This is a genomic window from Pelagibacterium montanilacus, assembly GCF_003992665.1.
GTDB classification, from domain to species: domain Bacteria; phylum Pseudomonadota; class Alphaproteobacteria; order Rhizobiales; family Devosiaceae; genus Pelagibacterium; species Pelagibacterium montanilacus.
On the sequence record NZ_RZMX01000059.1, the window covers coordinates 46,416 to 67,220 of the forward strand.

The 20,805-nt window shown below is 65.6% G+C and carries 22 protein-coding genes; 15 read left to right on the top strand and 7 right to left on the bottom strand.

All coding sequences use genetic code 11. From position 1 onward, the window contains the following. The 3 genes from hglS to EO136_RS16315 are packed head-to-tail and all read right to left on the bottom strand — an operon-like array spanning window position 1 to window position 4,175. The gene (gene hglS / locus EO136_RS16305; RefSeq protein ID WP_127145449.1) at window positions 1-1,416 is read right to left on the bottom strand and encodes a 2-oxoadipate dioxygenase/decarboxylase HglS; all 1,416 of its coding nucleotides are present in this window, start codon (window positions 1,414-1,416) and stop codon (window positions 1-3) included. A gap of 23 nt (window positions 1,417-1,439) precedes the next feature. Further along, complete coding sequence (gene amaB / locus EO136_RS16310; RefSeq protein WP_127145450.1) at window positions 1,440-2,933, bottom strand: L-piperidine-6-carboxylate dehydrogenase; 1,494 nt, start codon at window positions 2,931-2,933, stop codon at window positions 1,440-1,442. Window positions 2,934-2,957: 24 nt separating this feature from the next. Then, window positions 2,958-4,175 (bottom strand): pyridoxal phosphate-dependent aminotransferase, encoded by a 1,218-nt coding sequence (locus EO136_RS16315; protein WP_127145451.1) that lies wholly within the window; start codon window positions 4,173-4,175, stop codon window positions 2,958-2,960. A gap of 213 nt (window positions 4,176-4,388) precedes the next feature. Between EO136_RS16315 and pcaD the strand changes: the two genes are divergently transcribed. Further along, window positions 4,389-5,210, top strand: coding sequence for a 3-oxoadipate enol-lactonase (gene pcaD, locus EO136_RS16320; RefSeq protein ID WP_127145452.1), 822 nt, complete (start codon window positions 4,389-4,391; stop codon window positions 5,208-5,210). 18 nt (window positions 5,211-5,228) lie between these two features. Here pcaD and EO136_RS16325 read toward each other — a convergent pair whose 3' ends face one another. The 3 genes from EO136_RS16325 to EO136_RS16335 are packed head-to-tail and all read right to left on the bottom strand — an operon-like array spanning window position 5,229 to window position 8,238. Beyond that, window positions 5,229-5,876 (bottom strand): ThuA domain-containing protein, encoded by a 648-nt coding sequence (locus EO136_RS16325; RefSeq protein WP_127145453.1) that lies wholly within the window; start codon window positions 5,874-5,876, stop codon window positions 5,229-5,231. A 24-nt stretch (window positions 5,877-5,900) separates the two neighbouring features. Beyond that, the gene (locus EO136_RS16330; protein ID WP_127145454.1) at window positions 5,901-7,007 is read right to left on the bottom strand and encodes a Gfo/Idh/MocA family protein; all 1,107 of its coding nucleotides are present in this window, start codon (window positions 7,005-7,007) and stop codon (window positions 5,901-5,903) included. Next, entirely contained in the window at window positions 6,994-8,238 is a 1,245-nt protein-coding gene (locus tag EO136_RS16335) for an ROK family transcriptional regulator (RefSeq protein ID WP_127145455.1), read from the bottom strand. Before EO136_RS16335 ends, EO136_RS16330 begins: the two co-directional genes overlap by 14 nt. Window positions 8,239-8,453: 215 nt before the next feature. Between EO136_RS16335 and EO136_RS16340 the strand changes: the two genes are divergently transcribed. The 7 genes from EO136_RS16340 to EO136_RS16370 all read left to right on the top strand — a co-directional run bounded on the left by EO136_RS16340 (window position 8,454) and on the right by EO136_RS16370 (window position 14,674). Further along, window positions 8,454-9,728, top strand: coding sequence for an ABC transporter substrate-binding protein (locus EO136_RS16340; RefSeq protein ID WP_127145856.1), 1,275 nt, complete (start codon window positions 8,454-8,456; stop codon window positions 9,726-9,728). Between the two features lie 104 nt (window positions 9,729-9,832). Next, the gene (locus EO136_RS16345; RefSeq protein WP_127145456.1) at window positions 9,833-10,780 is read left to right on the top strand and encodes a carbohydrate ABC transporter permease; all 948 of its coding nucleotides are present in this window, start codon (window positions 9,833-9,835) and stop codon (window positions 10,778-10,780) included. Then, complete coding sequence (locus EO136_RS16350) at window positions 10,773-11,651, top strand: carbohydrate ABC transporter permease (RefSeq protein ID WP_127145457.1); 879 nt, start codon at window positions 10,773-10,775, stop codon at window positions 11,649-11,651. The genes EO136_RS16345 and EO136_RS16350 overlap by 8 nt, the downstream gene beginning before the upstream one ends. A gap of 16 nt (window positions 11,652-11,667) precedes the next feature. Continuing rightward, complete coding sequence (locus tag EO136_RS16355; protein WP_127145458.1) at window positions 11,668-12,732, top strand: ABC transporter ATP-binding protein; 1,065 nt, start codon at window positions 11,668-11,670, stop codon at window positions 12,730-12,732. A 160-nt stretch (window positions 12,733-12,892) separates the two neighbouring features. Continuing rightward, window positions 12,893-13,351, top strand: a complete 459-nt coding sequence (locus tag EO136_RS16360; RefSeq protein ID WP_127145459.1) for a hypothetical protein — start codon at window positions 12,893-12,895, stop codon at window positions 13,349-13,351. Between the two features lie 105 nt (window positions 13,352-13,456). Continuing rightward, a complete protein-coding gene (locus EO136_RS16365) occupies window positions 13,457-13,777 on the top strand; it encodes a hypothetical protein (protein WP_127145460.1) in 321 nt (106 codons plus the stop codon). A 48-nt stretch (window positions 13,778-13,825) separates the two neighbouring features. Next, entirely contained in the window at window positions 13,826-14,674 is an 849-nt protein-coding gene (locus EO136_RS16370; protein WP_127145461.1) for an SDR family oxidoreductase, read from the top strand. A 60-nt stretch (window positions 14,675-14,734) separates the two neighbouring features. On the opposite strand, the gene EO136_RS16375 is transcribed toward EO136_RS16370, so the two are convergent. Then, complete coding sequence (locus EO136_RS16375) at window positions 14,735-14,920, bottom strand: hypothetical protein (RefSeq protein ID WP_127145462.1); 186 nt, start codon at window positions 14,918-14,920, stop codon at window positions 14,735-14,737. A 159-nt stretch (window positions 14,921-15,079) separates the two neighbouring features. Here EO136_RS16375 and EO136_RS16380 point away from each other — a divergent pair, with 159 nt between their 5' ends. The 7 genes from EO136_RS16380 (at window position 15,080) to EO136_RS16410 (ending at window position 20,736) form a co-directional block, all read left to right on the top strand. After that, window positions 15,080-15,358, top strand: a complete 279-nt coding sequence (locus EO136_RS16380; RefSeq protein WP_127145463.1) for a hypothetical protein — start codon at window positions 15,080-15,082, stop codon at window positions 15,356-15,358. A 95-nt stretch (window positions 15,359-15,453) separates the two neighbouring features. Beyond that, a complete protein-coding gene (locus tag EO136_RS16385; protein WP_127145464.1) occupies window positions 15,454-15,969 on the top strand; it encodes a superoxide dismutase family protein in 516 nt (171 codons plus the stop codon). A 118-nt stretch (window positions 15,970-16,087) separates the two neighbouring features. Continuing rightward, window positions 16,088-16,501: a response regulator gene (locus EO136_RS16390; protein WP_127145465.1), complete on the top strand. Its 414-nt coding sequence runs from the start codon at window positions 16,088-16,090 to the stop codon at window positions 16,499-16,501. Further along, window positions 16,498-17,004, top strand: a complete 507-nt coding sequence (locus EO136_RS16395; protein ID WP_164730650.1) for a response regulator — start codon at window positions 16,498-16,500, stop codon at window positions 17,002-17,004. The genes EO136_RS16390 and EO136_RS16395 overlap by 4 nt, the downstream gene beginning before the upstream one ends. Window positions 17,005-17,048: 44 nt before the next feature. Continuing rightward, the gene (locus EO136_RS16400; protein ID WP_127145467.1) at window positions 17,049-19,355 is read left to right on the top strand and encodes a PAS domain S-box protein; all 2,307 of its coding nucleotides are present in this window, start codon (window positions 17,049-17,051) and stop codon (window positions 19,353-19,355) included. 105 nt (window positions 19,356-19,460) lie between these two features. After that, the gene (locus EO136_RS16405) at window positions 19,461-19,952 is read left to right on the top strand and encodes a YciE/YciF ferroxidase family protein (RefSeq protein ID WP_127145468.1); all 492 of its coding nucleotides are present in this window, start codon (window positions 19,461-19,463) and stop codon (window positions 19,950-19,952) included. Window positions 19,953-20,106: 154 nt separating this feature from the next. Continuing rightward, window positions 20,107-20,736, top strand: coding sequence for a hypothetical protein (locus EO136_RS16410; RefSeq protein ID WP_127145469.1), 630 nt, complete (start codon window positions 20,107-20,109; stop codon window positions 20,734-20,736). Window positions 20,737-20,805: the final 69 nt, after the last annotated feature.

The following is a 20,805-nucleotide window of genomic DNA, read 5'->3' on the forward strand; positions in this document are numbered from 1 at the left end:
CTAGCTCGCCTGCGCGCGCTTGGCCGCCTGCGCGTGCCTGGGCCCGATCCGGGACGTCACCGCCGCGATCGACGCGTCTTCCAGCGCCTGGTAGATCGAGAACTCGTCGGGCACCGAGGCGCCCAGCGCGTCCTCGAACACCGCTCGGTTCGAGCCCGCCATGCTGTCGCCGGCGGCGTTGTCCCCGAGATTGGACTGGAAGATCCCCGCTGCCGACACCGGCAGGAAATCTTCATAGACCAGCGGGTCAAAGCCCACATGCCCGCTCGCGATCAGCGCCTCGATATCGCCCGAAAGCCCGTCGCCCGCCGCCTCGCCTTTCGCGGTGAGGAAATAGTGGAAATAGGCCAGCCCCTCGGCGCGCAGTGCGGCGTAATCGTCGGGCAGGGGGGCAAACACCTCCCCGAGCGCGGCCATATAGGCCTCGGTGTTGGACCCGTCCGCCTTGGGCTGGGCCAGTCCGCGCGCCTTGTCCAGCAGGGCGTCGTAAAGCGCGCGGCCTTTGGGGGTCAGCGCCACGCCGCGCTGCTCGATCTCCCCGAACCGCGCCGTATGCCGCCCCGGCACCCGCTCCCCGCCTTCGCCCAGAAAGCCGATCTGCTCTTCGAGCGCCTTGAAGCTCGTCTGGCGCAAGAGGATCGGGCAGGCGCGCGGCGGCGGCCCCTCGATCACCGCCTTGGGCGTAATTCCGCGCTCGGGCATCATCGCCTGCACCGCATCGATATCGAGCGTGCGCGGGGTTAGATGGTTGATGTGCGGGCCCTTGAAGCTCACCACGTCCGCGATCAGCCGGTGCGCATCGTGCAGCTTCTGGTAGGTGGCCTCCGAAACCGTGGCGTCCGAATGCCAGCGGAAGGTTTCGAGCGCTTCGGCGATGAAGGCGTCCGCATCGGCCTCATCAAGCCCGCCCTCGGCCTCGTGCTTGTCGATCAGCGCCCGCACCCCGGGGGTGAAAATGTCGCGCCGGGCAAGGATCGCCTCGGCTTCGGCCCGCAGTGCCTCGTCCGCGATCAGTTCGAGCCGCAGCAGCGAGGTGAACACCCGGAACGGGCTGCGCTTGAGCGCGTCCGCACGGACCGGGCGGAACGCGGTGGAATGGACCGGGATGCCGGCGACCGAGAGGTCATAATAGCCCACCGGTTCCATGCCCATCACGGCAAACAGCCGCCGGATCGTCGCCAGTTCCTCGGGCTTGCCCAGCCGGATCGCCCCGTGACGCTCCTCTGAAATGCGCTCGAGATTATCGAGCGCCTCGAGCCGGGCTTTCAGCGCCGGATCGCGCGCCATCACCGCGTCGTTGACGTCTTTGACCAGCGCCATCAGATCCCCGTAAAGCGGGACTTCCCGGCGATACATGTCCGACATGGCCCGGCAGAACCGGGCCCGGATTTCGTTGGAAGACAGATGGTCTGCCATGACGGGGCTCCCTCAAAAACGGGTTAGATCTCGAACTTGATGCCCTGGGCCAGCGGCAGCGCCCGGGAGTAGTTCACGGTGTTGGTCTGGCGCCGCATATAGGCCTTCCAGGCGTCCGAGCCGCTCTCGCGTCCGCCACCGGTTTCCTTCTCGCCGCCGAACGCTCCGCCGATTTCGGCGCCCGAAGGCCCGATATTGACGTTGGCGATCCCGCAATCGGACCCCGCCGCCGAAAGGAAGGTCTCGGTCTCGCGCACATCGGTGGAAAAGATGCAGCTCGACAGCCCCTGCGGCACGTCGTTCTGGAGCGCGATGGCCTCATCGAGCGTGGTGTAGGTCATGACGTAAAGGATCGGCGCGAACGTCTCGTGCCGCACGATGTCGGTCTGCCCGGGCATCTCCACGATCGCGGGATGCACGTAATGGCCCCCCGCCACACCTTGCGCCTTGCCACCCCCGGTCACCGTCCCGCCTTCGGCCCTAGCCTGGTCCAGCGCCTTTTCCATGCCCGATAGCGCATCGGCATCGATCAGTGGGCCGACCAGCGTGCCCTTGGCCAGCGGGTCGCCGATCGGCAGCTTGGCGTAGACGCCCTTGAGCCGCTCGACCAGCTCGTCGCGCACATCGGCATGCACGATCAGCCGGCGCAGGCTGGTGCAGCGCTGCCCGCAGGTGCCCACTGCCGAAAAGACGATAGCGCGCACGGCGTTTTCAAGGTCCGCGGACGGCGCCACGATCATGGCGTTGTTCCCGCCCAGTTCGAGCACGGTCTTGCCGAACCGCTCGGCGACCTTGGGGCCCACGATCCGGCCCATGCGTGTCGAACCCGTCGCCGAAATCAGCGGCACGTCTTTCGAGGTGGTCAACACCTCGCCGATCTCCCCGCCGCCGATCGCGACTTGCAGGAGGCCCTCAGGCGCGTCTCCGAAGCGCTCGATCGCCTTGGCGAAGATCCGGGCCGTCGCGATCGCGCTCAGGGGCGTCTTTTCCGATGGCTTCCAGATCACCGGATCCCCGCAGACGATGGCCAGCGCGAAGTTCCAGGCGAAGGGCGCCACGGGGAAATTGAAGGCGGTGATCACCCCGGTCACCCCCAGCGGATGCCAGGTCTCGCGCATGGAATGGCCCGGACGTTCCGATGCGATGGTCAGGCCGAAGAGCTGGCGCGACTGGCCCACGGCCAGATCGCAGATATCGATCATCTCCTGAACCTCGCCCAGCCCCTCCTGCAGGATCTTGCCGCATTCAAGGGTGACCAGCGCGCCCAACTCGTCCTTGGCCGCGCGCAATTCCTCGCCGAACAGCCGGATCAGCTCGCCCCGGCGCGGGCCCGGCACCAGCTTCCAGGCGTCGAACGCGGCTTTGGCCGTAGCGATCATCGCCTCCACATCCCCCGCCGAATGGGTCGGAACCGACCCCACAAGCGCCCCGTCGATGGGCGAATGCACCTCGAGCGTCCCGCCCTTGAGGTCGGCATCGGTCAGCAAAGCTGCGGCGAGAATGTCTGAGTGGGCCATGGAGCAATTTGTCCTTTTTGCGTGTCAATTGAGCGCGGCGCTGGCCGCGGCGATCCGGCCCAGCGCGGCCTCGAGGGCCGATTGCGCGTAGGCGTACGAAATCCTGAAATGTCCCGGCGCGCCGAACGCGGTCCCGGGGACCACGGCGACGCCCGCCGAGAGATAATAGTCGCAGAGATCGGCATCGGTTTCCACGACCTTGCCCTCGGGCGTCGTCCGGCCCAAAAGCCCGCTGCAATCGGGAAAGACGTAGAACGCGCCGCGCGGGGTAGGGCAGTTCAACCCGTCGATGGCATTGAGCCCGGCCACGACAATGTCGCGCCGGCGGGCAAAGTCCTGCCGCCGGGTCTCGAGAACATCTGCAGGTCCCTCGAGCGCCGCCACCGCCGCGGCTTGGGAAATCGAGGAAGGCGCCGATGTCGCCTGTCCCTGCACCGTCGACATCGCCGCGACAAGCGGGGCCGGGCCGACCCCGAAGCCCAGCCGCCAGCCGGTCATGGCGTGGGATTTCGAGACCCCGTTGACCACCAGCGTGCGCTCGGCGAGCTCGGGCAGGGCCTCCAGCACGGAAACGAAGGCGAAATCATCGTAGACCAGGTGCTCGTAGATCTCGTCCGACATCAGCCCGATCTGGCCATGGCGCTCGAACACCGGCAGAAGCGCGCGCAATTGCGCCCGGTTATAGGCACCACCCGATGGGTTGGAAGGCGAATTGAGCAGAAGCCAGCGCGTGCGCCCGGTCACCGCTGCCTCCATGGCCTCCGCGCTCATCACGAACCCGTCCACGCCGCGCGTGGGCACCTCGACCGGCACCCCGCCGCAGATCGTGATGATATCCACATAGCTCGTCCAGTAGGGCGTAGGCACGATCACCTCGTCGCCCGGTTCGAGCGTCGCCATCATGGCGTTGAACAGCACCTGCTTGGCCCCCGTCGAGGCGATCACCTGGCTGGGGTCGATGGCGATGGACTGCCGGCCATAGCGTGCAACGATCGCAGCCTTGAGCGCGGACGTCCCGGTGTTGGCGGTGTATTTGGTCTCGCCCCTCTCGATCGCGGCCTTGGCCGCGTCCTTTACGAAATCGGGCGTGTCGAAATCGGGCTCTCCGGTCCCCAGCGAGATGATGTCCTCGCCCGCCCGTTTGCGGGCCGCCGCCATTTCACTGATCTTGACGATCAGCGAAACGTCGAGGGCCGCGACGCGGCTGGCGATTTGCCCGGCATAGCCATTCATTTTACTCATAGGCAGCGATTCCGGATCAGGGCGCGTTCTCCCCAGTCTGCAACGGCTCGCGCGCCGTCCGCAAATGATGAGTGCGAATGAGATCATGAGCGTATGGCATAAGAGCCTGCGCGCATTTGCGGCCCCGCCCGCCATGGGGTAAACCGCCATTCGACCAGGCCGGGGCCTCTGCCCTGCGTCTCCTGCCATCCAGTCAAGAAGAGGGCCCCCATCTTGCAGTTTCTGCGCCGCCGCGACGGAACCGTCCTGCACTATCAGACCATCGGGGCCCCCGAGGGCCGTCCCGCGCTCGTCTTCATCAACGCGCTGGGCACCGACTTCCGCATCTGGCGCGATGTGATCGTCCGGCTCGCCGGTGAATTTTCAATCCTGACCTATGATCTGCGCGGCCACGGGCTTTCCGACGTCGGGCCGGGTGCCATCACCATGGCCGACCATGCCGCCGACCTCGCTGCCCTCATCGAGCGGGAAAATCTCGGCCGAACCTTGATCTGCGGACTTTCGATCGGCGGGCTCATCGCCCAGGAACTCGCCGCCACGCGCCCCGACCTGGTGCGCGCGCTGATCCTGTGTGGCACAGCGGGCCGGATCGGGGATGCCGACCTCTGGAATGCGCGCATCGCCGCGGTCCGCAGCGAAGGGATCGCCGCCATTGCCGACGGCATTCTCGAGCGCTGGTTCACGCGCGATTTCCGCAGCGCGGACAATCCCGAATTCATCGGCTATCGCAACATGCTGGTGCGCCAGCCCGTGGAGGGCTATGTGGCCAGTTGCGCCGCCATTCGCGATTTCGATCGCAGCGCCGACGCGCCCGATATCGCGGTGCCCACTCTGTGCGCGGTGGGCGAGGCCGACGGGGCAACCCCGACCGGCCTCGTGGCGGATTTCGCCCGCACCATCCCCGGCGCCCGCTTCGAGCGCATCGGGGGCGCCGGCCATATCCCGAGCGTGGAAGCGCCCCAGTTCATGGCCGACATGATAAGGGCCTTCGCCAGCTTTGCGGGCAGGGACGAGCCCTCCGGACCCACCCACTGACCGCAGTTTTCCGGGATATCAGGCCTCCCGTGCGGCCCAGTTCAGCCCGCGGCGCAGGATGGTCTTCATCTCCGGCACGGCGAACTCGCTGGCAATATGGCCCAGCGCGGAAAAGAACACGCGGCCCTGGCCGTAGCGGCGCTTCCAGACCACCGGCATCACCGTGCCGTCGATCCATTCGGCGTGCTCGCCGGTAAAGGTCGTGGTGGCCAGCACCTCGTTGGAGGGGTCCACATGCATGTAGTACTGCTCGGAATGGTAGGGGAAGCGGGAAATCCCCTCCATGATCGGGTCGTCCGGCTTGGTGACGTCCACATGGTAGTCGATGATGTCGCCCGGATGGGCGACCCACTGGCCCCCGCACATGAACTGGTATTCGGGCACCTCGCGGAACGCGTCGCACATTCCGCCATGGAAACCCCCCAGGCCCACCCCGCCCTTGACCGCGGCGGTCAGCATGTTGACCTCTTCCTTTTCGATCTTGGACATGGACGTGACCGGCACGATCAGATGCATGTCCTTGATGCCGGGATCGGCGAAGGCTTCGGTCGTGTCATGGACATAGACCTTGAAGCCCTCTTCCTCGAGCATGTCGCGAACGATGTTGGCACATTGCTCGGGTTCATGGCCGCTCCAGCCGCCCCATACGATGAGAGCTTCACGCATTGATCTGTCCTCCGATTGTGTGTGTCAGGCGATAGCGCCGTCGGCGATATCTGTCTTGAGCGCCGCGGGGCGTTCGGGTCGGGTGGTGATGTCGATCCGCTGCCCGGTTTCCCCGGCGATCCCGATTGCCTCCATCACCTCGAGGGCATGCAGGGCCAGCGCGCCGCTGGCGCGGTGCGGGCGGCCCGAGCGGATGGCGTGCGCCATATCAGCCACGCCCAGCGAGCGGAAATTGCCGTCGTGATAGGGCATGTCGAACGCGATCTCTTCCCATTCGCCGCCCTTGGCCATGCGCTCGATCTTGCCCCCGAAATGGTTGGGATCGGGCACCAGAAGGCTGGCGTCGGTGCCATAGATCTCGATGGGTGTGTGCCGGTGGCCGGCCACGTCGAAACTCATGGTGATCTGCACGATCGCGCCCGAGACGAATTCGAGCAGCCCGGCCACATGGGTCGGCACGTCCACATCCATGGACTGGCCCTTGAGCGGCTCGCTCGTGATCTCGCGCGTCTTGCGCAGCATCGAACCCATGCCCGAAACCCGGGCGACCGGCCCGAGCAGATTGACGAGGTCGGTGACGTAATAGGGCCCCATGTCCAGCATCGGGCCGCCGCCCTTGGCATAGTAAAAGGCGGGGTTCGGGTGCCAGCGTTCATGGCCCGGGCACATGAAACAGGCGCTGCCGCCCACGATCCGGCCCATGCCGCCCGCGTCAACGAGGTTGCGGCAGGTCTGGTGGCTGCCCCCAAGGAAGGTGTCGGGCGCGCAGCCTACGCGCAGGCCGGTTTCCTCGCCCTTGGCGACGAGCTTCTGCCCGTCCGCGAACGTCACCGCCAGCGGCTTTTCCGAATAGACGTGCTTGTCCGCCTCGAGCGCCGCAATCCCGACCTCAACATGGGCCTGGGGGATGGTGAGGTTGATGATCACCTCGATGTCGTCGGATGCCAGCAGCGCCTCGACGCTCCGCGCCTGGGTCCCGAAGGCCTCGGCCTGCTTGGCGGCCGTGTCGGGGTTGAGGTCGGCCACGGCGCGGATATTGAGGATGGGGAAATTGGGCGCAGCCTTGAGGTAGGCGCTCGAAATATTCCCGCACCCGATGATGCCGACGCCGACGCGATCAGTGTTTTCCATCTGTCTCCCCTTGTATTCCGTTCCTGATGGAGTGACGCGCCGGCCCGGTCGTCGACCAGGGCGCGCCGTAGAGTTCGCGCAGCGCAAGCGCCGCCGCGCCGCGCGCCCACACGTCGTCGCCGGGCATGTGCACGGTGATCTCGGCCACCCCGCGCATGGCGGGCGAGATCGCGGATTCGAAGGTGGCGTGCAGTTTTTCCAGCACCTCGTTGCCAAGCGCCAGCGTCGAGCCCACCAAAAGGATGCGCGGCGGCGCCAGCATGGTCACGATGTTGGCGATCGCCACGCCCAGCGCCGCGCCCGCCTCATTGGCGCTCGAAAGCAACCCGCCATCGCCCCGGGCGATCCGCTCGGCCACCTTGGCCGCGCCCTTGCCGTTGCGCGCGCTTTCGCGCAGGCAGTCGGCGTCCGCGCTCCCGGAGATGATCGCGTCCTGCTCGGCGAGTTCGGAAAGCCGGGTGGGGCCGGCGCCATTGGGCCCGCTCATTACGAGGTCTCCCAGATTGGGCGAAAGCCCCAATGCGCCGCGGAAAAGCTGGCCCTCATGCATCACCGCGAGCCCGATGGCATTTTCCAGTGATACCAGTGCAAAATCCTCGAACTCGCGCGCGTCCCCGAACCAGTATTCGGCCTGCGCCACCGCGTTCGCGTCGTTCTCCACATAGGTCGGCACCCCCAGGCGCTCGACCATGGCGTCCGAAAGCTGGGCATCGAGCTCGTCGATCAGCGGGCTCGCGCGCACCCGCCCGGTGCCGTATTCCACGACCCCCGGCAGCGCCACGCACAGGCTGGTGATCTGCCCGATGGTCAGCCCCGCCTTGCTCACGCAACTGCGCACCCCGTCCTCGATCAGATAGGCGAGCACGTTGAGCGGTTCGCGCGAAAGCCGGACGGGAAGCCCCAGATCGGCAAGCACATCGCCCTGAAAATCGGTCACCGCGAGGTGGATCCGGTAGCGCGAGACCTTGACGCCGACCACGAATGCCGCCTGGGCGCGCAGCGCCAGCATCACCCGGGGGCGGCCGCGCGCGCCATTGCGGACATCACCCAGATTCTGGCTTTCGATCAGCCCATCATCGAGCAGGGAGGCGGTGATCGCGGACACGGTGGTGGCCGACAGCTCGGTGCGTTCGCAGATTTCCACGCGCGCCAGCGGGCCGTAGCGGCGGATCGTGTCCAGCACGTGAAAGCGATTGATCGCACGCATGAGTTCCGGATCGGCGGTCTTCATTCTCGGGTCTGCGCGCCTTTTTTAATAACGATAGCGGATTAAATGCCTCCGCTGTTTAGGCCCAAACCGCTGCGCATTCAACACGGAATCCGGCCTGCAGGCGATTTTTGGAACGTTCCCTTGACAGAGGAGCGGTCCGTGGCGTTATTTTATCCGTAACAAAAAATAAATAATGACCGAGCCAGCCAGAGGAGGAAACGCTCGTGAGAAGGACCATGTACAGGACCGCGCTGTTGTCAGGCGCATCTGCCATCATCGCATCGCTTGCCGCGACGGGGGCCGCCCAGGCCCAGACCGAAGTGCGCTGGATGCACATCGAGACCGACCCCGGTTATCTCGAGGTCTGGGAAGACATGGTGGAGGAGTATAACGCCGCAAACCCGGACGTGAACGTGACCATGCAGTTCCTGGAAAACGAGGCGTTCAAGGCCCGCCTTCCGACGCTGCTCCAGTCTGATGCCGCGCCGCACCTGTTCTACAGCTGGGGCGGCGGCGTTCTGCGCGCCCAGGCGGAAACCGGCGTTCTGATGAACCTCACCGAGGAGATGATGGCCAATGACGGGGAGTGGTCCGACAGCTACATTCCCGCCTCGCTCAACGGCGTGAGCTTTGACGACGAGATCTGGGCCGTGCCCTACCGCATGGGCACCGTCAGCTTCTTTTACAACAAGGAAATCTTCGAGGACGTCGGCATCAACGCCGACGAGCTCACCGACTGGGAATCCTTCCTGGGCGCGGTCGAGGACATCAAGGAAGCCGGCTATGTGCCCATCGCCGGTGGCGGCGGGGATCGCTGGCCGATCCACTTCTACTGGAGCTACCTTGCCATGCGCATCGGCGGCCAGGAGGTCGTGGACAACGCCAAGACCGGCGAGGGCGAAGGCTTCATGCACGACGCATTCGTCGAGGCGGGTCAGGAACTCGCGCGCCTTGGCGCGCTCGAGCCGTTCCAGCCGGGCTATCTGGCGGCCACCTGGCCGCAGACGCTTGGCCTTTTCGGTGACGGTGGCGCCGCCATGATCCTGGGGTTCGAGAACACAGAGCAGAACCAGCGCAACAACGCAGCCGACGGCGAGGGCCTTGCGTCCGACAATCTCGGGCGCTTCCCCTTCCCGGAAGTCGAGGGCGGGGTCGGTCAGGTCACCGATACGCTCGGCGGGCTCAACGGCTGGGCGGTGACCCACAACGCACCCCCCGAGACGCTCGACTTCCTGCGCCACTTCACCAGCGTGGAGCGCCAGCGTGAGATGGCTCAGGCCGAGATGATCATCCCGGTCGCCGTCGGCGCCGAGGACGGGGTCGAGGATCCGCTTCTCCAGGAATCGGCCCGCCAGCTCTCGGAATCGACCTGGCACCAGAACTATTTCGACCAGGATTTCGGTCCCGCGCTCGGCCGCGTGATCAACGACGTCTCGGTCGAGATCGTCTCGGGCAACATGGAGCCTGACCAGGCCGTCCAGATGCTCGCCGACGAGGCGATGCTCCAGTAGCATCGGCCCGTCGCCGAGACCAACCGATCCCCGCCGGCACTCCTCCCTATAAGGCCGGCGGGGGTCGTTCCCATCGACGATTTTGAGCGGGTGCATGCCGAGCCATGACGACAGCACTGCAGAACTGGGCCAGTTCGGCTCGCAGGAAGATCAAGGAAAACGCCCGCCCCATCCGGCGTGAGGAGCCGATAGGGCCGGCGCGCTGGCCTGTGCTGGTGCTGTTCATGCCCCCGGCGCTCCTTTTGTTCACGATCTTCGTCATTCTCCCCATCGGTGAGGCCGCCTGGTACAGCGTCTTCAACTGGAACGGGTATGGCCGGCCCGAGGAATTCGTGGGCCTGCGCAATTTCGAGGTGCTGTTTCGCAACAACGCCTTCCGTCAGGCGCTCCAGAACACCGGCTTGATCATGCTGGTTTCGATCATCATCCAGGTGCCGCTGGCGCTCTGGCTCGCCATGCTGCTGGCGCGCAAGATCCCCGGGGTCGTGGGCTTCCGGCTGATCTTTTTTCTCCCCTATGTGCTGGCCGATGTGGCGGCAGGTCTGATCTGGCGCTTCGTTTACGACGGCGACTTCGGGCTCTTTGCCGCCATCTTCGGCTTTTTCGGCATGGAAACACCCTATGTGCTCGCCGATCGCAACGTGGCGATCTACGCGGTGCTCGCGGTGGTGGTCTGGAAATATTTCGGCTTCCACATGATGCTGTTCATTGCCGGGCTCCAGGCCATCGACAAGCATCTGCTCGAGGCCGCCGATATCGACGGTGCATCCGGCTGGCAGAAATTCCGTTACGTGACGCTGCCTCTGCTTGGCCCCACCGTCAGGCTTTCCATCTTCTTTGCCGTGATCGGTTCGCTCCAGCTTTTCGATGTCGTCATGCCGCTCACCGGAGGCGGGCCCTCCAACAGCACGGAAACCCTGGTCACATTTCTTTACAGCTATGGCGTGATGCGCATGCAGGTCGGCTTTGGCAGTGCCGCGGGCGTGGTCCTGTTCGTGATCTGCGTCGTGCTTGCCTTCACCTACAAGCGGGTCCTGATGCGCAATGACTGATACGACCGCTACACTGCCTCCCGGCAACCGCAACACGTCCAGCCCCGGCTCGAGCTTCGTTCGGACGCTCTACACCTATGCGGCGCTGTTCCTGGTTGCGTCCATCGTCCTGATCCCTCTGGTCACCACCGCGCTCGGCGGCTTCAAGACGCTGGGGGATCTGCGCACCAATCCCTTCGGGCTGCCGGCGGAATGGCAGTGGGCGAACTATCTCGAGATCCTGTTTTCCGAGCGGTATTGGCGCATGCTCTGGAACTCGCTGGTCATCGGGTTCTGGACCACCTTCCTCACCCTCGCGGTGGCGGCCATGGCGGCCTTCACCCTCGCCCATGTGCGCTTTTTCGGCTCGGGCTATCTGCTCAACTACTTCCTGCTGGGCCTGATGTTCCCGGTCGCCACGGCCATCCTGCCGCTCTTTATCCGCGTGAGGGATCTGGGGTTGCTCGACAGCTATTGGGGGGTCGTGCTCCCGCAGGTGGCCTTCGGGCTGGGCATGAGCATCCTCTTGATGCGCAATTTCTTCCGCAACGTGCCCAACGAGCTGTTCGACGCGGCGTTCGTGGACGGGTGCGGCTATATCCGTTTTTTCTGGGCGGTCACCCTGCCGCTTTCGCGGCCCATCATCGCCACGGTCGGCATCGTTGCCTTCGTGCAGAGCTGGAACAATTACATCATCCCGCTGATCATGCTGACCTCGGAAAGCAATTACCCCTGGCCACTCGGGATCATGTCCTATCGCGGCGAATACGGCACGGCCTGGCAGATGATCCTGGCGTTCATCACGCTCACCATCCTGCCCACGGTGATCGTCTTTTTCGCCGCCCAGAAGCATATCATTGCCGGGCTGACCTCCGGCGCCGTCAAGGGCTGAACATCAAGGAGCATTCATGGCACCGGTCTCGATAAAGGATGTGCGCAAGTATTACGGTGCGCTCGAAGTCCTGCACGGCGTCTCGATCGATATCGCAGATGGCGAGTTCGTGGTCCTCGTGGGCCCCTCGGGCTGCGGCAAGTCCACGCTGCTGCGCATGATCGCGGGGCTCGAGGCGATCTCGGGCGGCACCATTTCGGTGGATGGGGAAGTGGTCAACGACCGCGCGCCCAAGGAACGCGACATCGCCATGGTGTTCCAGTCCTACGCGCTCTATCCGCACATGACGGTCGCCCAGAACATGGGCTTCTCGCTCAAGCTGCGCAATGCCGGCAAGACCGAGATCGAGGCCGCTGTCGCCAAGGCCGCCAAGATCCTTGGCCTGACCGAACTTCTGGGCCGATACCCGCGCGAACTCTCGGGCGGGCAGCGCCAGCGCGTCGCCATGGGCCGGGCCATCGTGCGCGATCCCAAGGTGTTCCTCTTTGACGAGCCGCTCTCCAACCTCGATGCCAAGCTGCGCGTCCAGATGCGCACCGAGGTTCGCGAACTCCATCAGCGTCTGGGCTCCACCACCGTCTACGTCACCCACGACCAGATCGAGGCCATGACCATGGCCGACAAGATCGTGGTGATGAACGATGGCAACGTCGAACAGGTCGGCGCGCCGCTCGAGCTCTATGACCGCCCGGCCAACGCCTTCGTCGCCGGCTTCCTCGGGTCCCCGGCCATGAACTTCATCGACGGCACGGCCCACAGGGGCGATGGGGCGGCACTCGAACTGGCCGGTGGTGCCCGCATCGCGCTCGGCGACCCCGGGCGCACCTTGCCCGAAGGCCCGGTCACCTTCGGCATTCGGCCCGAAGATATCGTGCTCGATCCCGAAAGCGGAACCACAGCGCGCATCTCGGTGGTCGAGCCCACCGGCTCGGAGACCCATCTGGTCGCCCACCTTGCGGACCGCGAGATCGTCCTCGTGGCCCGCGATCGGCTGACCTACAGGCCGGGCGACGAAATCCGGGTCTCGTTCGCCAGCGGGCGGGGGCACTTCTTTGATCCCGGCACGGGGGCCCGTCTCTAAAGTCTTTCCGCTTTTCCCGGACATCGATCCGGGACGGGCGCCTTTTGTCCGCCGGCGGCCGGGTGTGCGTCCGCCGGTCCTGCAACGTTTCCCCCGCCCAGTTCATTGCTCAGCCTGAACGGCCCGGACCTTCACGGCCCCTCATGGCGGGAGACGCACAATGCCCCATCCTTTCATCCGCAAAAGCATGCTGGCCGCCGGCCTTGTCCTCGCCGGACCGGTCAGCGCCGCGCCGCTGTTTCTCGGCGAACAGGAAGTGCCCGAGGACACCGCCGGTGCCGCCCAGCAATGGTGCCAGGAACTCGATGCCGAGGCACGCGCCGGGAGCTCAGACACGCCCGATCCCAATCAGAGCGCGGAGGCCGAACAGACCGCCCGGGGCGAGCGGGGGCCGCTCCTGCCGGTCCCCGAGGACCAGCCAGCCACCCTCGCGGATGCCTTCATCACTCCTCCCGATGGTCTGGGAGATGTCGGCAGCACCGATGGCGGTGGAGCGGAGGGCGCATCGGAATCAGGTGCCCAATCGGGCTTCGAGCTGTCCGCGGACGGGGAGGGGAATGGCTTCTCTCTGGAGGACGTCACTCTCGAGGACTGCAAGGCAGCCGGCCTCATCTTTTAAAGCCGTGCGCCAACATATGTTGCCTGTTCCGCGCTCCACGGCCGTAGGGGCAACCCTTGCCCGGTCTCAGCATTCCCGGTGACCGCAACCTCAGGAGCTATCCCCATGACCAGCGAGAAGCGCACGCCCGGTCTCAACCCCGGCACGGACGCCTCGGGCCCTCAGGGACCGGCACAGGCCCATCCGCCCGCCGCGCCCGGACAGGACAAGGACAAGAGCGCCAGGTCCGATATCCCCGAGGCCGAGCCCGACCACCACCAGGTCGCCGCCTTCCACGACAAACAGCCCGCCGGGCCGGACCAAGCCCGCGTTCAGGTGCGCGAAGCCGGCAAGGACGCGCCAAGGACACCGCAGGGCAAATGGGACGATGTCGACGAAGCCAGCGACGAATCCTTCCCCGCCAGCGATCCCCCGGCGCGCTACTGAGCGCCCCCGCTTCACCATTCATATCCCATCACAGCCGAGGAATTTGATATGCCCGATTCCCAGCCGCCCCAACATCAGGACCGCCAGCCCGGGGTCGAAACCGAGATGAACCCGGCCCCGCAATACATGCCGTTCTATCCCGGAAGTGGTCGGCTCAAGGACAAGTCCGTCATCATCACCGGTGGCGATTCCGGCATCGGCCGCGCCGTCGCCGTACTCTTTGCCCGGGAAGGCGCAAACATCGCCATTGTCTACCGCGACGAGCACGACGATGCCGAAGAGACCGGCAAGCTGGTCGAGCGCGAAGGCGGAAACGCCATCCTCGTCGCCGGCGATGTCGGGGACCCCGGGTTCTGCAAGGACGCGGCCGACCGGACCGAAAAGGCGTTCGGCAACGTCGACATCCTCGTCAACAACGCCGCCGAGCAATATGTGCGCGAGGACATCGCCAACGTGCCGCCTGAAGACATGGAGCGGGTCTTCCGCACCAATGCGTTCGGCTATTTCTTCATGATCCAGGCCGTCATCGACCGGCTCCCCGCCGGCGGGCGCATCATCAACACCGCCTCGATCGTCGCCTATCGCGGCCACCCCGAACTGCTCGACTACGCCATGACCAAGGGCGCCATCGTCGCGCTCACCCGCTCGCTGGCCAACCGGCTGGCCGACAGGCCGATTCTGGTCAATGCCGTGGCCCCGGGCCCGATCTGGACGCCGCTCATCCCGGCGAGCTTTCCCGCCGACACGGTTGCAAAATTCGGCGGCAGCACCCCGCTCGGCCGGCCCGGACAGCCCAACGAGGTGGCCCCGGCCTATCTGCTGCTCGCCAGCGAGGACGGGCGCTACATCACCGGCCAGGCCATCCACGTGAACGGCGGCGAGCTCACAAGCAGCTAGGCCGGCATCGGGTAGAATATTTAGAGCTGCTGTTCTGATTCAATCACAACAGCACAGACTCTAAAGCTGGGCCACCTGCTTGCCGGTCTGGATCTGCCGGATGATCGCCTGCCGGATCAGCACGTCGCTGGGGCAGTGGTGGCGCGCGGCGATCTGGCGGGTGGTCCGTTCGATGGGCAGAACGCCGCGCGAATGCCGCAGAACTTCATCGCGCACCGATTGCGCCACGGTGTTCGGCTTGTCCATCTCAAGGCTCCTCGCGTCGTCATGCATGGGCCCATCTTAGCGCGCCCACACTGCGCTGCATTAACCTGGGTTACTGTTGCCGCGTGGCCCGGGGATAAACCGGAACGCTCTGGCCCGCTCGGGCCTTGCCCGCTCACCCAAACAGCAGGACTTCCTGTCATGGACCCACGCTCGCCTCCGCCAACGCTGGACAAGCTGCGCCACGATATCGACAGTGGCAGGACCGGGGACAAGATCGATTATCCCGACCCAGCAGCCGCACCTCTGGGCGCGGATGCGGAAGCCGGCGGCCAGCCCACGTCCCCCGACGACATCGCGGAGCAGCAGGTGCCGCCGCCGGCGCACCAAAAGCGCCGGTGGCTCGGGCTTGTCCTGTTCATCGTCGTCGGCCTCGTGCTGGTGTTTGCCCTTGGCGGGCTGGTAGGCGCGCGCGGCTGAGTTAACCCATGTGGATCGGCGCCGGCGGGGGCGGAACGCCCATCGACGCGGCCCGTTGGCCCGGCGACCCACACGCCAACCCCAGGGAGAATGCCATGAGACATCCGCTCGCTTGCGCGGCCCTCGTTCTGGCCGCCGCCACCGCCACCGCCCCCGCAGCAGCACAGGAAAGCGAGGCAAGCGCCGTGTTCCTCGACTCCGAAGGGGCCGAGATCGGCGAGGCCGTGCTCCTTCAGGCCGAGGCCGGCGTCCTGATCGAACTGGCCGTATCGGGCCTGCCCGCCGCCTCCTGGGCGGCGTTCCACATTCATGAGCATGGGGAGTGCGACCCGGAAGAAGAGCACGAAACCGCGGGCGGCCATTTCGGTCCCGGCGACAGCGCCCACGGATTTTTCGGGACACAGGGCCCCCACGCCGGGGACATGCCCAATCAGTATGTCTCCGAACAGGGCACGCTCAGGGCGCAGGTCTTCAACACCTTCGTCTCGCTCGATCGCGATCCCAACGCCATCCGCGGCCGGGCCCTGATGATTCACGCCGATCCAGACGACTACACCAGCCAGCCCTCGGGAGCGGCCGGCCGCCGCCTGGCCTGCGCAGTTATCCAGTAGGCTTTCTGCCGAGCGACCCTTGAAGGCGGAGAATGTGGCACCCGGTGCAACGTTCGCCGCATTCCTGCATTATCATGGACGGCAAACCGGATCTCTTGGCGGGGAAGGAGAAGGGGATATGCCACGACAATATGAGGACCCGACCCGAGAATGCATCCTCGTGGCGGAAGACGAATATCTCATCGCCCTTGGCCTGCGTCAGGCCGTGCTCGACCATGGCGCCAGGCCCATCGGCCCCTTCGCTCAGGTAGACGAGGCGCTGGCGGTGCTCGACGGACGCCAGCGCGTGGATGGGGCGATTCTGGACATCAATATCGCCGGACGGCCCGTGTTCCCCGTCGCCCGCCGTCTGGAAGAACTCGGCGTCACCTTCGTTTTCGCCACCGGCTATGATCATTGGACCATTCCGCGCGGTCATGCGGGGGTGGAGCGGTTCGAAAAGCCCATCGACCCCCACGCCGTCGTCTCGGGCCTTCTGGCCCAATTGCGTGCATGCGCCCCCCGGGGCGCCGAAAGGGAGAGACCGGCATGACCCAGGCCGAAGCTGCCGACATCTCGAGCAAATGCGTGCTGGTGGTGGAGGACGACTATCTGCTCGCCCGCGAGCTCTGCAACGATCTCAAGAAACATGGCGCTTCCGTGCTCGGGCCGGCGCCCACGGTCCATTACGCCAAGCTCCTCCTGGGCAAACGCAAGATCGACGGGGCCATTCTCGACATCAGCCTGTTCGGCGAGGACGTCTATTCCCTTGTCGACCAGTTGCAGGGCGACGGCATCCCCATCGTCTTTGCCACCGCCTACCAGCGCGACCAGATCGCCCGTGACTACCGTTCCATCGACACCCTTCACAAGCCCATCTGCCTTGAAGGCCTGCGCCGCAAGGTCGCGGACTTCGCGCCCATGGCGGTGGCCGAGCCGGGCAGGGCTCCGGTCTCCCCGGGCTTCGAAGCCCCCCGTCCTCCCGCCGAAGGGGTCCGGGATATCCATGAACGCTGGAGCCGGGTGCTCGCCAGGGCCATGCGCCAGCCGCACTGAAGGCCAGCAGGTTTCGGGCCCTCGAGGGGAGCGAACGCAACGCCATGGATCACGAACCCAGCAAGAGCGTGCCGTCGCCGGACAACGATGACGCCGATCTCCAGATCGATCTCCTTCGGCTGTCCGACCGGATCCGGAGGATCGAGTCGGAAGACGAGGTGCTGCGCGTCTGCGCCACTGCGCTCGGCGAGCTCCTGGGGCTTGAACGCGTGGGGTTCGCAGCCTTCACCGATCAGCCGGACGTGTGCGAAATCCTCGCCGAATGGCTGGTCAGCGCCGGCATGCCGGCATTTTCCGGGCGGATCGACCTCAAGGGCTTCGGCCCTGACATCGCGGGCCGTCTCCGGGCGGGTCGCGAACTCGCCTGGGACGACGCGCAGGCCCGGGTCGCGGGCGGCGATCCCGATATCGCGGCGCGCTATCGAACCATGGGCGTCGGCGCGATGCTCAACATCCCCATCATGCGCGACGGAGAGGTGGCCGCTTTCCTTTATGCGCACAGCGCCGCGCCCCGCGACTGGCCGCTCAGGGATATCCTGCTGGCCCGCGATGTCTGCGAACGGGCCTGGTCCAGTCTCGAGCGCGTACGCTTCCAGGCGGAGATTGGCGCGACCAATGCCCGGCTTACCATGGCGCTCGAAGCGGGCGGCCTTGGTACCTGGGACTGGGATCTGCGCCACGATCGGCTGGAGTGGTCCGACGCGCTGTTTTCCATGCTTGGATTTGCGCCCCGGTCCGTGGAGCCCTCCTTCGCCCTCTGGCGTGACCGGTTGCATGAGGCCGATCGCGAGGCGGCTCTGGCCGGCCTCGAGCGGGTCCTTGATGGCGACGGCACATATGACGAGGTCTTCCGCGTCGTCCGTCCGGACGGCACGACGCGCTGGTGCTCCTCGCGCGGGCGCCTGTTCAGGTCCGAGACCGGCCAGCCTGTCCGCATGGTCGGGGTCCTCGAGGACATCACCTCGAGCCGGGCGTCCGAACTCAAATTGCGCGAAAGCGAGGAGCGCTTCAGGCTCATTGTCGAGAACGCGCTGGGATACGCCATTTTCACCACCGACAGCGAGGGCCTCATCGATGGCTGGCCGCCGGGAGCAGAGGCGGTCTTTGGCTGGGCGCCCCACGAGGTGATCGGCCGGCCGGCCGATATCCTGTTTACGCCCGAGGACAGGGCCGACGGTGCCCCGGAATGGGAATTCTCCACGGCCCTGCGCGAGGGCCATTCCCCCGATATCCGCTGGCATCTGCACAAGGACGGTACGCGCGTCTTCATCGATGGCAGCGTCTGGCCCCTGCGCGGCGGCGGCGGCCGCCATCGGGGCTTTCTCAAGATCGGCCAGGACGTCACGGCCCGCCGGCGCCACGACGCCGTGCTCAAGGCCAGCGAGGAACGCTTCCGCGTGCTGGCCAATTCTGTGCCCAATCTAGTCTTCGGATCGACCGCGCGCGGCGAACGGACCTGGGTCAGTCGCCAGTGGACCGAATATACGGGTCTCAGGGATGCGCAGAGCGCGGGCTTTGGCTGGCTGCAGGCGGTCCACCCCGAGGATCGGGATCATGCCATGGAGGGCTGGGAACAGGGCGCCGCCAGTGGCGCCTATCACAGCGACTACCGCATCAGGCGTCAGACCGATGGGGCCTATCGCTGGCATCAGGTGCGCGCCCTCGTCCTGCCCGCTCCGCCTGAGGAGCCCGAAGAATGGGTGGGCTCGGCTGCGGACGTCCACGACATGCGGATGATGCAGGAGAACCAGGAACTGCTCGTCGCCGAACTCCAGCATCGCACCCGCAATCTGCTGGGCATCGTTCGCGGCATCCTTGCAGAAACCGCGGGCGAACCCGAGCTGGCCGAATTCCGCCGCTCGTTCGACAAGCGGCTCGGGGCGCTTTCCCGTGTTCAGGGCCTTCTCTCACGTCAGGACGACCGCTTCGTCACCCTGCGCGAACTGGTGGCGCTCGAGCTTCAGGCGGTCAGCGCCGACTGGGAACAGGTGGAACTGACCGGCCCCGATTTCCCGCTCTCTGAGCGCGGGTTGCAGACGCTGGTGCTCGCCATCCATGAATTGTGCACAAACGCCTACAAGTACGGGGCCCTGTCGCGGCCCGGCGGGCGGCTGTCGGTGGTCTGGGATCTGCGGGCCGACGCCGATCGCGAGCGGCTCGTCATCGCCTGGACGGAGGCCTTCGCAAAACCGGTGGTCCTCTCGGGGCGGTCGGGCTTTGGCCGCCAGCTTATCGAGGAGGCGTTGCCTTATCAGCTTGGCGCGACAACCCGCTTCGAACTCGAGCCCGAGGGGCTTTCTTGCACCATTGAAATCCCCTTGGGCAGTCAGTCGACGTTCCAGCCCGATTAACATTTGTTGCGGTCCGGCACCCTGACATGGGCTCCCCGGCTCGGATTGGAACAGCCGGGACAGGTCCACGTTGGGGAGGGCAGCCAATCCAAGGAGTGCCTGACCATGGCCAAGAACAAGCAGCTTGAAGACCTTTTCCTCGATACGCTCAAGGACATCTACTATGCCGAGAAGAGGATTCTGAAGGGGCTCCGCAAGCTCTCGGGAGGCGCCCAGTCCGATGAGTTGCGCGATGCTTTTGAGAGCCATCGCGACGAAACCCAGACCCATATCGAACGTCTCGAGCGCATCTTCGAGATGCTCGAGCGGGCAGCGCGCGGCAAGACCTGCGATGCCATCCTTGGCATCCTGGAAGAAGGCGACGAGATTCTCGAGGAATTCGAAGGCAGCGATGCGCTCGATGCCGGCCTCGTTGCCTCCGCACAGGCGGTGGAGCATTACGAGATGGCCCGTTACGGCTCGCTCCGCACCTGGGCGCTCGAACTCGGAATGACCGAAGCCGCTGACCTCCTGGGCCAGACCCTCGAGGAAGAGAAAAAGGCCGACGCGCTTCTCACCGAACTGGCCGAGAAGAACGCCAACCGCAAAGCGGCCTGAGACGGGGCAAGCGCCCCGGGGGACGCCACGCCGGCCCCAGGTCGGCGACGCGCTCAGGTCTCAGCAAATCGATGGACACGGGAACCGGTTCTGCGCCCTGCGCGGGCCGGTTCTCGGCTTTCACAACCCTTAATTTCAGTTTGAGCGTTTCATCATGATAAACTGGATTCAGGACTACAGCGACGCGCTGTCCTTCCTCGCCAATTTCGGCATGCTGCTGGTCTGGCTCACCTATCTGCATGTTTTCCTCGTGAGCTATCGCCGGCAGACCCTGCCCAAGATCGTCATCAACCGCGCCGCCGGTTCGGATCTGTCCGCATCGTGTTTCGTGAGCAATATGAGTTCCGAAGCGCTTTACGTCGAGCTGATTGTGGTCCGGCTCGAGGCCGACGACCAGGAGTGGAAGACGGGCGCCACCGATGTGAGCCTTGACGATCGCGAGGAGCGGCCATCCGATCCGCGTCAGCTCACCCGACAGGGCACGCTGCGCTCGGGCGATTACATGAGCATTGGCACGTTCAACGAGCTCTTTGCGCGCCTGGGGCTGGATGAGAAAAGCGTCGAGGCCGTGCGCGTCAGCACCAACGCACAGCTTTCGATAAAGGTCTTCGCCGATTACGCCTCCGAGGACCTTCTGATCGGCGCCGAGCGCGTTTTTACCATCGACGACAGCGAGGACAGGTGGATCCTCGAGCCCAAAAGGGTCGAAACCCACCAGATCCGCTCACGCCGCGACCGTCGCGCCGCCACGCGCGAATTCCAGCAATTTGCCCGCGCGGCGTGACATTGGGGCGGTCTCGAGCATGGAGCAGGCCGGTGACAGCTTGACCTGCGTCCGGGATCGTGAAACTCC